This is a genomic window from Oceanispirochaeta sp. M1, from assembly GCF_003346715.1.
Lineage (GTDB): Bacteria > Spirochaetota > Spirochaetia > DSM-2461 > DSM-2461 > Oceanispirochaeta.
Genome location: NZ_QQPQ01000013.1, coordinates 90,083 through 102,574, shown reverse-complemented (window position 1 = coordinate 102,574; position 12,492 = coordinate 90,083). Strand labels below are relative to the sequence as shown.

10 protein-coding genes are annotated in these 12,492 nt (G+C 44.0%); 2 read left to right on the top strand and 8 right to left on the bottom strand.

Annotated elements, in window-relative coordinates:
• Positions 1-7: 7 nt before the first annotated feature.
• The 8 genes from DV872_RS11290 to DV872_RS11255 form a co-directional block, all read right to left on the bottom strand.
• A complete protein-coding gene (locus DV872_RS11290; RefSeq protein WP_114630038.1) occupies positions 8-1,270 on the bottom strand; it encodes an OmpA family protein in 1,263 nt (420 codons plus the stop codon).
• Positions 1,224-3,161 (bottom strand): DNA topoisomerase IV subunit A, encoded by a 1,938-nt coding sequence (locus DV872_RS11285; protein WP_114630037.1) that lies wholly within the window; start codon positions 3,159-3,161, stop codon positions 1,224-1,226. The genes DV872_RS11290 and DV872_RS11285 overlap by 47 nt, the downstream gene beginning before the upstream one ends.
• On the bottom strand, positions 3,161-4,957 hold the full coding sequence (locus DV872_RS11280) for a DNA topoisomerase IV subunit B (RefSeq protein ID WP_114630036.1): 1,797 nt from the start codon (positions 4,955-4,957) through the stop codon (positions 3,161-3,163). The genes DV872_RS11285 and DV872_RS11280 overlap by 1 nt, the downstream gene beginning before the upstream one ends.
• 54 nt (positions 4,958-5,011) lie before the next feature.
• The gene (locus tag DV872_RS11275; protein ID WP_114630035.1) at positions 5,012-5,683 is read right to left on the bottom strand and encodes a hypothetical protein; all 672 of its coding nucleotides are present in this window, start codon (positions 5,681-5,683) and stop codon (positions 5,012-5,014) included.
• A gap of 124 nt (positions 5,684-5,807) precedes the next feature.
• Positions 5,808-7,043, bottom strand: a complete 1,236-nt coding sequence (locus DV872_RS11270; RefSeq protein WP_114630034.1) for an FprA family A-type flavoprotein — start codon at positions 7,041-7,043, stop codon at positions 5,808-5,810.
• Positions 7,044-7,265: 222 nt separating this feature from the next.
• Positions 7,266-7,742 (bottom strand): DUF188 domain-containing protein, encoded by a 477-nt coding sequence (locus tag DV872_RS11265; protein WP_114630033.1) that lies wholly within the window; start codon positions 7,740-7,742, stop codon positions 7,266-7,268.
• Positions 7,743-8,918, bottom strand: a complete 1,176-nt coding sequence (gene manA / locus DV872_RS11260) for a mannose-6-phosphate isomerase, class I (protein WP_114630032.1) — start codon at positions 8,916-8,918, stop codon at positions 7,743-7,745. It abuts the gene before it with no gap.
• 57 nt (positions 8,919-8,975) lie between these two features.
• Positions 8,976-9,992, bottom strand: a complete 1,017-nt coding sequence (locus tag DV872_RS11255; RefSeq protein ID WP_114630031.1) for a LacI family DNA-binding transcriptional regulator — start codon at positions 9,990-9,992, stop codon at positions 8,976-8,978.
• A gap of 131 nt (positions 9,993-10,123) precedes the next feature.
• Here DV872_RS11255 and DV872_RS11250 point away from each other — a divergent pair, with 131 nt between their 5' ends.
• Together DV872_RS11250 and DV872_RS11245 are read left to right on the top strand one after the other, a co-directional pair.
• Positions 10,124-11,185 (top strand): UDP-glucose--hexose-1-phosphate uridylyltransferase, encoded by a 1,062-nt coding sequence (locus DV872_RS11250; protein WP_114630030.1) that lies wholly within the window; start codon positions 10,124-10,126, stop codon positions 11,183-11,185.
• Positions 11,182-12,459, top strand: coding sequence for a galactokinase family protein (locus tag DV872_RS11245; RefSeq protein ID WP_114630029.1), 1,278 nt, complete (start codon positions 11,182-11,184; stop codon positions 12,457-12,459). Before DV872_RS11250 ends, DV872_RS11245 begins: the two co-directional genes overlap by 4 nt.
• Positions 12,460-12,492 lie beyond the last annotated feature (33 nt).

Below are 12,492 nucleotides of genomic sequence, written 5' to 3'. Positions count from 1 at the left end.
TTAAAAGTTAATCCTCAAGAATGAAAATCTCTACACGCCGGTTCTGTCTACGTCCTTCATCTGTGGCATTATCACCAAGAGGCATAAGACCTCCCATTCCGGTAAAGAGAAAGCGGTCGGCTTCAATTCCCCGGGAACTCAGCTCTTCAACTATTGTTCTGGCCCGTTCCTGTGAAAGTATAATCTGGGATTCCATGGTACCGATATCCGCAGTATGTCCCTTGACCAGGAATGTTCTGTCGGGAACTTTTTTAAGAACTTCGGCGATTGTATCAAGAAGAGGTCTGTCTTCGGGCAATATTACAGCTTCATCTGCTTTAAAATGGAGATTTTTCAGATTCAGAGCCAGACCTTCATCCCGCTCTTCAACGCTGATCTGGTCTGTAAGGGACTCCCCTTTCTCTTCAAAGGAATCCTTAAGCTGATCCGCAAGAACCGTTTCCACATCCTTACGCAGTCCCGGTCTGTCCAGGAGTTCAATTCCCTTATAAAAGGTCAGGAGAAAGCCCTTCTCCCTGAGGCTGCTGCCGTCAAGGTACTGATACTCTTCCTCCATGATATCTTTCATAAGAAGAAACTCCATGGTTTCAATGTCAATCATAAGAGAAACAACATGTTTCCCGCTTAATGCTCTCAGAAAGGTATCAGCCGCAGGAGAACGGCCCTGCCGGTAGCGTACAGCATACTGGGCCTTGATTACATAAACATCACGCCCTTCCCAGACTTCCTCTCCCATATAAGTATATTCACAGTATTGGGGAAGAACGGCTCTCTCACTGCCGTCAGGAGCAGTGACAACTACTTCGAGTCCCCCCTCCCACTTATCTCCGGGAATAACAGCTTCCTTTGGAAATGTAGGAAAACTGCGCAGTCTTGGATAAGCAGATCCCGGAACCAGCATCGTCCCTCTGGAGTTCAGTGTATAAGTTACATTTTCGCTGCTCGTAACGGCTGAGGCGGTCTTAAATCCGTCTTTAGTCTTCTCTTCAAGATGATAGACAGTTCCATTTACTTTGAATAAATTGCCCCCGGAGCTGGTACTGTCATAGATTCCCCGGTTTTCCCGATAAATATGCCCCTGATACTGTCCGTTTCTATACTGACTGAGGTTAAATTTTTCTATAACCCTGTAATTGTCGCCAGGGTGAACTGTAAAGATCACTCCCTCTTCCTGAGCCGCCGCCCTCATGGGGAGCAGAATTAGAAAGATGAGAAGGAATAAATCAGCTGTCCTTCTTCTCCAATGTACTGGTCTTGATAAATCGGGCACTGCTGAACTCCTTGGGTTTAATCCTGACACCCTGAGACTTAACCCCTTTTACAAGGTATTTTTCCACAGGAAAGGTATCGGCTGCTGTCTGAATCAGAGACTTCTGCTTAAAATCCACCACAATGGATACATCCGTTTTTGTGGTAAAGCGGATCAGTTGAGATCCCTCCGGGAGCAAGTCGTAAACCTTGTTCAGGATAAACTGGGTAACCATACAGCGTTTAACATATGGATATCCGTTTTCACTGTTTCGGTAGACCATGGAGAACACTGTATTTTCCATTGTTTCCTTATCGGTCAGGCCGCAGTAGAGAAGCCCCTTACCAACAAAATATTTATCTGGAACATCCATAACCTGGTAGCTCGCATCCTTACGGACCATAAGAATCCTGTCATACACAGAAGCCTCACACCAGAGAATGCCGGAAGAGACATCAGAACCGATATAACCGGTATCCTTATTGTACCTGATTTTAAGGTTTTTCTGAGCAGCATCACGGATATCGACTTTCTGAATATCTATCAGCTCAGTACGCCGGGGCATAAGCTTGGCCTGTTTGGCAATAAAACCGTCCAGGGTGGCGATCGCATATTCTTTGAGGTGTTTAAGATGATGCCGGATCTCTTTCAGTCTGGTTAGAATCTCGTCCACCTCTTTCTTCATCTTGTTGATATCGTAGAGTGATATACGGCGGATGGGAATTTTCAGAAGATGTTCAAGATCTTCTTCCGTAATATCCCTTTTAATTTCTTTCATGAAAGGGATGAATCCATCACGGACAGCCAGATGAATAGCTGCGGGAGTCTTCATCTGTTCAATTGCCTTGTAGATTCTCTCTTCAATGAAGATTCTCTCAAGAGTTCTGATATGCAGCTTGTCAAGGAGTTTGCCCTCTTCAAGCTTCAGCTCTTTTCTAAGAACGATAATCAGCTGCCCCGCATGATATTCAATAATCTCGGGTATAGTCATAACCCTGGGCTTGGAATCGGGACCTATAATAAGGAGATTAAGAGAAAGAGAAACTTCACAGTCAGTAAAGGCATAAAGACCATCAAGCACATCATTTGTATGAACACCCCTGGGCAGTGTGATTTCAATCTCAACCTCACTGGTGGTAAAGTCGGTTATGCCGCCGATCTTTATTTTATTCTTACGGGCGGCAGCTTCAACGGAGGCAATAAGGCTTTCCGTGGTTGTACCGAAGGGAAGTTCCCGTACGGTGATCTTCTTGGGATCTTTAGTATCCAGTCTTGCCCTGGAGAGGACCTTGCCATTTCCTTCCCGGTAGTCGGTCACATCCACCAGACCACCCGTTGGGAAATCGGGGAAGAGTTCAAAGGGCTCATCCAAAAGAAAAGAGCGCTCAGCCTGGAGCACCTCAACAAAGTTATGAGGCAGGATTTTAGTGGACATACCTACGGCAATACCCTCAGCACCCAGAATAAGAATGAGCGGGATTTTTGCCGGAAATACAACGGGCTCTTTCCGTCTTCCGTCATAAGAATCATCAAAATCTGTTATTTCAGGATTATAGAGGACCTCTTTAGCAAGAGGTAGAAGTCGACACTCAATATACCTTGCTGCAGAAGCGCGGTCCCCAGTGAAGATATTACCGAAGTTTCCCTGCTTGTCTATAAACAAATCTTTATTGGCAAGGTTGACCAGGGCTCCATAGATAGAGGAGTCTCCATGGGGGTGGTACTGCATACAGTGACCCACAACATTAGCTACTTTATTGAATTTTCCGTCATCCACATCAAAAAGGGACTGAAGAATACGCCTCTGTACCGGCTTAAGGCCGTCATCAAGATGAGGTATAGCTCGCTCTTTGATAACATAGGATGCATATTCAATAAAGTTAGTGTTGAAAATCTTTCTTACATAAGCCATCAGACGAGGTTCTCCATGATGTATTTACGGCGGTCAGGGGTATTCTTACCCATGTAGAACTCAAGCATGCCGCTCACGTCCTTCATGGATTTAATAGTTACAGGAACAATGCGCATATCTTCGCCGATAAAAGGTCCGAACTCATTTGGTGATATTTCACCCAGTCCCTTAAATCGGGTAACTTCATTCCCCTTGATTGAGGCCATGGCCTGATCCCGCTCTTTTTCATTATAGCAATATACAGTCTTCTTTTTATTTCTGACCCGAAACAAGGGTGTTTCCAGAATATGTATATGCCCGCCCTGTACAATCTCCTCAAAGTAGTTGAGGAAAAAAGTCAGCAGGAGGTTCCGGATATGAAAACCATCGGTATCAGCATCCGTTGCCACCACAATTCGGTCATAACGGAGATCATCAATGGAGTTTTCAATTCCCAGAGCCATCATCAGATTGTAGAGCTCTTCATTTCTGTAAATATCCGCCGGTTTCTTTCCATAGGAATTCCAGGGTTTACCCCGGAGAGAGTAGATAGCCTGAAGATAAACATCCCGGCAGGATACCATGGAGCCCGTTGCAGACTCTCCTTCTGTAATGAATATGGTTGAGTTTCTTCCCTTCTCTCCATCAGGTCTGTGATTTTTACAGTCCTTCAGTTTGGGAATATTTAATGAGATTTTTTTAGCAGCAGCCTTGGCTTCTTTTTTAACTGCATTGAGTTCCTTTCGGAACTTCTCATTGGTTATGATCTTATTTTCCAGAGCCGAAGCAGCTTCGGTATTCTTATGAAGGAAATCGACTATACCGCCTTTTGTCTCGTTGACAATCCAGCTTCTGATATCAGAGTTACCAAGTTTATTCTTTGTCTGGCTCTCAAATACAGGGTCTTTTATTTTTACAGCAATGGCACCTGCCATCCCTTCCCGGACATCAGTACCCGAATAGTTTTTTTTATAAAAATCATTGACCCCTTTCAAAAGCCCCTCACGGTAGGCACTCAGATGTGAACCACCGTCGGATGTGTACTGGCCGTTTACAAAGGAGAAGTAACTTTCACCGTAGGTAGAGGTATGGGTGAAAGCACATTCAATCTTATCTGATTGAAAATAGGCTATCTCATAGAGTGTATCATCCCCTACTTCTGAATGAAGAAGGTCCCATAGACCTTTCTTGGATTCGAACTTCTGTTTATTGAGGTATAGTCGGAGACCTTTATTCAGACAGGCATAATTCCAGCAGCGCTGTTCCAGAAACTCATCGATGAAACCATATTCACCGAATATCTCAGTATCAGGTATAAACTCGACAAAAGTTCCGTCATCCGCATCGGGAGCCTTACCTTTTTTCTGAGAGATAAGGTTTCCTCTCTGAAATATAGCTTCCGCATATTCTCCGTTTCTATAGGCTCTTACCAGGAAATGTGAGGAGAGAGCATTAACAGCCTTTGTACCTACACCGTTCAGCCCTACAGAGAACTGAAAAACATCATCGTTGTATTTAGCTCCGGTATTAATAATGGAAACACATTCAACAATTTTCCCTAAGGGGATTCCACGTCCATGGTCACGGACCTGAACCTTATTATCAAGGATAGAAATATCTACACGGTTTCCATAACCCATAATGAATTCATCTATCGCATTGTCTATAACTTCTTTAATCAGTATATAGATCCCGTCATCCAGATTGCTTCCGTTTCCAAGCCGGCCTATATACATACCAGATCTCAGCCGGATGTGCTCCAGGGAACTGAGGGTCTTAATTTTGCTTTCATCGTAATTCGTCTTCTTAGCGCTCATAGGGAGAAATGATATTCTCCCTCCCGAATTTTGTAAAGGACTGAAAGGTTTATTTTATACGGCGGTTATACCTTCAAGATGTTCTACAATGGGTGCCATCAGGGAATCGACCATATCTTTTTCATTGGGAAAGGATGCCATACTTCTATTTTCTATATAATCATCACAGTAATCGAACAGCTGGGTCTGCAGTGATTCCATCATCTGCTGAATAAGGAAAAAAAGAAGTTTTTCCATGGTACTTTTCTTTTCAATGATCTCTTCTATATAAGCCTGCTTCTTCAATATCTCGATTGCTGCAACAATAAGTTGATCCATGACAATGCTGACTTTCAGTTTTTCATTCAAACGCTCATCCAGAGCAATCCCATGAAAAAGAATAATGACTTCAGGAAATGTATAATTAACTGTATAGATAAGTCTCAGCACTTCTGTAAGCTTATCGATAAAGTTTCTCTCTTCCTTTTCAAGAGCCTTCAGCTCTCTTATGGCATATTGTATTGGAGCTGTCAGTAGATCATTTAGAAAATTACGCCGCTCTGAATATGTTTTTATCCAGAGCTCTTCAGATACTCCGCTGATCTGAGAAAGAACCGATGCAGGTAGTTCCGTCTTCTCTTCGCGCACAAGTTTTCTTGCAAGAGAACGTACGAGGATATCAACTTCTCTACCGTCTTCAAAGAATAATTTCAAACGGCTTTTTCTCTGAGCGACCTTATTATTCATAAAATTATTTTATTTCATAAAAGCTGAAAAAGAAACGAAACGTGTGTTATTTATTGAGACCCCTCCGGACAGTAAATTATAAAAGATTTTCCGGAGAGGTATTTAATGATTATCTGAGAGTATTTCAGTCGCAGCCTTTACCGGCAAATTCTTTTACAAGAACCGCCAGTTCCTTTCCTCGCTGATACGCTTTTTTCAGCTCCTCCTCACCGGGAGCGCCCTGCCACTCAACTGACTCAAGAAATTCCCATTTCAGTTTTTCTGTAGCTATACCCAGTTCTTTTTCCGCTCCACCGGACCAGCCGAAGGAGCCGAAACGGAATGCTTTTTTATTCTGAACTTTCTTTCTGTTGAAATCATCAATAACATGGGCCATGGGGGGGAACATCTGATATTCGTAGGTGGGCATACCCAGAACGATGCCTGCGGATCTCCAGGCATCCGCCAGAATAAATCCAATATCATCTTCAGGAACTCTGTACTGGTGAACAGGAACCTTTTCGCTTCTGATTCCCTTGATCACCTCTGTTACCAGTTTGGCTGTATTGCCGTACATAGAACCCCAGATTACAGTAATTTCGGGGCAGGCCGGACCTTTCAGATAGGAGGCATAACGGGCATAACGCTCAACAATTACAGAAGGATTCTCTCTCCATATAATACCGTGAGAGGGACATATCATTTTAATATCCAGACCCTCCAGCTTCTTGAGTCCCCTTTCAACAAAGACTGAGAAGGAGGCAACTATATTTGCGTAATAGCGGAGGGCTTCTTTTTCAAAAAACTCGTGCTGATCATCGGAAAGCTGATCATCAAAGACAGCGCTGTCATCAACCTTTCCATATGAACCGAAGGCATCACAGGCAAAAAGAATTTTATCTTCCTGAAGATAAGTCATAATGGTTTCGGGCCAGTGAATATTGGGTGTTTCAAAAAACTGCAGAGTCTTTCCCTGCCCCAGATCCAGTATTTCACCGTCTTCAACAGCATGTACATTTTCTGTTATACCACAGAACTGCTCCACAAGGGGAACCGCTTTCTTGCTGCAGTAAATCATCATTTCAGGATTTTGTTTTCTGAACTCACCCAGCCATCCTGTATGATCAGGCTCCATATGATTTACAATAATGTAATCAATATTTTCAGGACTGACTCCGATTCCCTTCATCTGAGAACTGAGGCTCCCTGGAAAGTCATCCTTATCCTGGGTCAGATCGATAACTGCAGTCTTATCTCCTTTAACTATGTAAGAGTTGATTGAGGTTCCGTCAGGAATAGCCCAGATACCTTCAAATAGATTACCGGGTTCAATATTAACACCAAGACGGTACACGTCTTTACTGATTTCTACAGATTTCATTTATAGTCTCCTTACATGTACTACCAAAGTTCACTTGGTACTTTGGTGATTATTAAGTTTTAGCCAAAGGGGCTCGTACTTCAAAGATGTCCTGGCATTTCACCAGCTCGATGCCTAAGGGTATACTAACAATTATAGACAAAAAAAACGGAGTAAAACAATTACTCCGAGCTTCCTAATATTATTTTATTGCTCACATTTTTACTCCGATTCATTCGGTCTTTACGTAGAAGCCTTCTTAAAACGTTCTTCCCGAATCATCTGTACAAGAACCCTGTCAAAGCAGGAGGAGAATTCCTTGATCTCCTTTGCACCGTAATTACTTCCCTTGTCCTGTCCAATCCCCGCTTCCCTCATCATATGCATAAAATCACGTTGAGCCAAACGCTCCCGGACATTATTCTTTGTGAATTGATTACCTCGGTCGTTGATAACGGCTCTGCCTTTTTCTACCAGAGAAGCCGCAAGAGGAATATCTCTTGTAAGGATCAGATCTCCCATCCGGCTGTGCTCAACAATATAATCATCAGCACTGTCGGCAGCACTGGAACTTAAAGAGAAGCTGATATATTCAGACTTAGGGAGGAGTAATTCACTATTCGCTACATAATGCAGCTGGATTCTCTCCCGAATACATCTCGCATTTACAATATCCCTCACCTGCCGTGGACAGGAATCACCATCAATCCAGACTTTCATTTATTCAGGTACTCTTGCTATAAAAGCTTTTCCGGGCCCTTCAATCAGGCGCACAGGACTCTCTGCTGTAAGAAAACAGGATTCTCCGGCTTTCAATTCCAGCGTTTCCTCTCCTTCACTGATACGGATATTCCCCTCCAGCACAGCCAGTATGGAAACCGGATAAGATCTTTTTATGCTGATGCTCTTTGAACGGCAGTCAATATAAACGAGTTCAAATTCCTTTGAAGCTGTTCTGTATATTTCCGAACCGTCATCCTGTTTCTCAGGTACAATGCGCTTAACTGGAACTGATTCAAATAAAAGAGTTTTTTCAAGTTCTTCAAGATCCATGAATTTTGCTGTCAGTCCACCCCGTAGAACATTATCAGAATTAGCCATCAGCTCCATACCGAAGCCCTGAAGGTAGGCATGAAGTTCACCCGCAGGAAGATATAGCGCCTCTCCGGGCTTAAGACAGAGGGTGTTTAGGTATAGGGGCGCCAGCACAGAGATATCTCCCGGATATTTATCCTGAAGTTTTAAAACCCAGCGGCAGGCGTCATCATCCTGTTTTCCACACCAGGACAGAGCAGCACCCAAAAGAGATTCTTTCTGACTGTCTTCCAGATTCATGAGAGTAATGAAAAAATGTTTCAGAGCGGCTTCTTCACCCTTTCCTGCAGGCAGCAGAACTGATAATAAATCCTCAGGACAGAATCCACCGAAGTATTTCTTTATTTCATCGGGTCTGCGGAAACCCTTCATAGCCCAGTAATCGGTGATGGCACAGACGATTTCGGGTTTATGGTTATCATCTTTATAATTACGGTTAAAGGCATCCAGAGGCACAGCCTTCTTATTTTCACGATCAAAGCCCTCTTCCGCCTGCTTCTTATTGGGATGAGCCTGAATGGAGAGGGGTTCTCCTGCAGCCAGAAACTTGAAAAGATAAGGCAGATTTCCAAAACGCCGTAGTACATCCTTTCCAAGACGATCCTGGGCATCCTCTTTTATGAATTCATCGAGAGAGAGTGAAGTACTCCCGGAAATATCGACCTTTGACATTCCTCTGGGATGAACTCCCATCCAGAGCTCCGCCAGAGGCCCGTCTTCTTTTATATTCAGTAAATTCTGTAAATAACTTTTTGATCCCCAGGGATAATCCTGGATCAGGTTTTCCATCTTCTTAATCATAGAAAACAGTATAGTAAATTCAAAGAAAGAGAGAAAGACTTTTTTACATCTGAAATATCAGACCGATTCACCCCTGATCACTTCAGGAAGAATAATTTTCTTACGGAAAATATCCGGTTTTTCAGATGAGCCGAGAAGCTCAAGGAGCATACTTACGGCTTCCTTATATATAAGAGAAGGTTTTAGATCGACAGTACTCAGACTGAAAGGGAGGGCATAATTGAAGGGCATATTATCATAGCCGATAAGCCCCAGATCCTTTCCTGGACGCAAGCCGTTATCCTGAAGACACTGTATAATCCCGATGGCAGTCATATCGTTGACCACTGCCAGCGAGTCAATTCTTCCGGCGCTGATATCAGTCAGCAGCTTTTCACAGATTTTATACCCGCCCTCTTTACCGGGTTCCGTCAGATGAAGTGGAACCTCAGCATCAAAGCCTTTGCAGAATCCTCCATACCTTTCACGGTTGGGAATAATTATTTCAGGGAGATATGAAATATATGAGGGTCTGTCATAACCTGCTTCTTTCAGATGAACCGCGGCAAGTCTTCCCCCTTCACTGTTGTCTGTGCTGCAGCAATGATTATTTTCAAAATGAGATGTGTGATGTGAGATCACTGACGGAATAGGCAATCCCGCTACTGCGGCAGCTTCTTCTTCGCTGTCCACATCAAAAAAAATTACTCCGTCGCATTCCTGTTTCCAGTTAACCGACCTGACATCTTCTGCGGACTTCAGAGTTTTGAGATTAAGACGGTACATAGAAGAATCAATTACAGATAGGACTCCTGTCAGAACATCTGTGAAAAACCATTTAGCACCGGGAAAATCACCCCAGTACCAGGGCCTCCCCTGTTTTTCAAAACTGACAAGAGAGATCTGTCCCGTACCCCTGCGGCGAAGAGCACTGGCGGATTTATCGGGGGAATATGCGAGCTCACGGGCTGCATTGAGTACTGCTTCCTTTTTTGCAGAAGACACACGATCAGGATTATTATAGACCCGCGAGACCGTGGCGCTGCTGACTCCGGCAAGAGCGGCAACTTTATCTCTGTTATTTTTTTCCGCCATACATTTCCATCCTTGACAGATTCATTTTACCCTTGTATTGTACTCGTGTACATTTTATTAATCAACCCTTGGCTCAAGAGCCTGAATTATAAATGTTTAAGACTGTAATGAAGACCTTAATAGGAGTTCCCATGAGTAAAAAAATTGATTTTACCGAAGATCCCCACAGACGATACAACCCCCTGACAGGTGAATGGATCAAAGTATCACCCCACAGAACAAAACGTCCCTGGAACGGTCAGGTTGAAAAACCTATGCTGGATAAAAAACCTGAATTTGATCCCGGCTGCTACCTCTGCCCCGGCAACGAGAGAGCCGGAGGACACAAAAATCCTGACTACAAGGGAACCTTTGTATTTGAAAACGATTTCGCCGCTCTCCTGAAAGATACTCCCGAAGGTGAAATGAATGACGGTCTCTTCCAGGCTAAATCAGAGAGAGGACTGTGCAAGGTTATCTGCTTTTCACCACGCCATGATCTGACCATATCCCTCATGGAAGTTGATATGATTACAGAAGTAGTTAAAACCTGGCAAAATGAGTATGAAGAGCTGGGAAAGATTGATTATATTAACCATATTCAGATATTTGAAAACAGAGGAGCCGTTATGGGCTGCTCCAATCCCCATCCCCACGGACAGATCTGGGCCGAAGAGATCATTCCCGATATCCCCTCTAAAGAGCAGGATAAACAGAAAGCCTATCTTGCAGAAAAGGGATCTGTTCTGCTGACAGATTACGTAAAGAAAGAACTGGAACTGAGGGAAAGAATTATTTTTGAAAATGACAGCTTTGTTGCCCTGGTTCCCTTCTGGGCTGTCTGGCCCTATGAAACAATGGTTCTGCCTAAAAGACAGATTCGCAATATCTGTGAAATGTCTGAAAAAGAGACTGTTGATATGGCTGATGCTCTCAAACGGATGGGAACCCGCTTTGACAATCTGTTCCAGACCAGTTTTCCCTACTCCATGGGAATCCACCAGGCACCCACCGACGCTGAAGAGCATGATGAATGGCAGTTTCACATCCATTATTATCCGCCCCTGCTTCGCTCAGCTACGGTAAAAAAATTCATGGTGGGCTACGAAATGCTGGGCATGCCCCAGAGAGATATCACAACCGAGGGAAGCGCACTGAGTCTGAGAAACTGCTCCGAAGAGCATTACACCCTGACACTTGGAGAGGAATCATGACAAAAAATGATATTCTGACACAGCTGGAAAAAGGAAAATTGACAGCATTATTTGAAGAACTCTATGGTGCTGAAGGCCTAGAAGGTCAGGCTCTGCGCTGGGCTGAACTTGTAGAAAAACATGAAACCCTCTACGGAACACAGGACATCAGCCTCTTCAGTACCCCCGGGCGAACTGAGCTGGGTGGAAATCATACCGACCATAACAGAGGCCGGGTTCTGGCAGGTTCCATCAATCTTGATACGATAGCCGCCGTTTCCCAAACTGGTGATACATCAGTCATTATCGATTCTGAAGGATATCCCGCCGTGAAGGTCGATATATCCGATCTTTCTGTACATCCCGAAGAAGAGGGGCTCACAGAGTCCCTGGTAAGGGGAATTGCGGCCCGTTTTACAGAAAAAGGATATAAGATTTCCGGTTTCAGAGCCAATACAACAAGCTCCGTACTCAAGGGATCAGGACTGAGTTCCTCTGCAGCCCTGGAAGTGCTGGTTGGAACCATTTTCAGCGCCCTGTTCAATGGTAATATGGTGACTTCTACAGAGATAGCCCAGATTGGGCAGTACTCGGAAAATAACTTTTTCGGTAAACCATGCGGGCTGATGGATCAGGTTGCCTGTGCCAACGGCGGTATTGTGGCCATAGATTTTGAAGATCCTGAAAAACCTGTTATCACTCCTGTTGTATATAACTTCAACAAGGCCGGATACACACTGATGGTTGTGGATACCGGAGGTAATCATGCGGATCTCACTCACGAATATGCAGCTATCCCCACTGAGATGAAATCGGTTGCTGCTGAATTCGGAAAAGAGGTCTGCAGAGATCTGGACAAAGCCAGGGTAATTGAAAACATATCTGCTCTCAGAGAAAAGACCGGAGATCGGGCAATTCTGAGAAGCCTTCATTTTTTCAGTGATAACAAACGAGTCAGCCGAATGGTTGAATCACTGAAAGAGAATAAGGTTGAAGACTATCTTCATCAGGTCAATCTTTCCGGTCATTCTTCATTCTGCTACCTCCAGAATGTCTATCCCGGGAAAGAGCCTCAGGAACAGGGAATCAGCCTTGCTCTGGCACTGACCGAAGATTTTCTTGATGAAAAGGGAGCCTGCCGGGTTCACGGCGGAGGATTTGCCGGAACCATTCAGGTCTATATCCCCAATGAAAAAGCAAAAGAATATGTAGACTATATGCAGATTGTTTTTGGAGAAGGTTCTGTAACTCCCCTGAGAATAAGGCCACTCTCTTCTATGCAGATACTTTCATAGCTTCTAAGGCATCCTGAGGGATGCCTTTTTTTT

Bases quoted from the DNA above. Each gene is read 5' to 3' on its own strand.
- DV872_RS11275 (WP_114630035.1), bottom strand. From the start codon at position 5,683: ATGAATAATAAGGTCGCTCAGAGAAAAAGCCGTTTGAAATTATTCTTT.
- DV872_RS11285 (WP_114630037.1), bottom strand. From the start codon at position 3,161: ATGGCTTATGTAAGAAAGATTTTCAACACTAACTTTATTGAATATGCA.
- DV872_RS11280 (WP_114630036.1), bottom strand. From the start codon at position 4,957: ATGAGCGCTAAGAAGACGAATTACGATGAAAGCAAAATTAAGACCCTC.
- DV872_RS11250 (WP_114630030.1), top strand. From the start codon at position 10,124: ATGAGTAAAAAAATTGATTTTACCGAAGATCCCCACAGACGATACAAC.
- DV872_RS11245 (WP_114630029.1), top strand. From the start codon at position 11,182: ATGACAAAAAATGATATTCTGACACAGCTGGAAAAAGGAAAATTGACA.
- manA (WP_114630032.1), bottom strand. From the start codon at position 8,918: ATGATTAAGAAGATGGAAAACCTGATCCAGGATTATCCCTGGGGATCA.
- DV872_RS11270 (WP_114630034.1), bottom strand. From the start codon at position 7,043: ATGAAATCTGTAGAAATCAGTAAAGACGTGTACCGTCTTGGTGTTAAT.
- DV872_RS11255 (WP_114630031.1), bottom strand. From the start codon at position 9,992: ATGGCGGAAAAAAATAACAGAGATAAAGTTGCCGCTCTTGCCGGAGTC.
- DV872_RS11265 (WP_114630033.1), bottom strand. From the start codon at position 7,742: ATGAAAGTCTGGATTGATGGTGATTCCTGTCCACGGCAGGTGAGGGAT.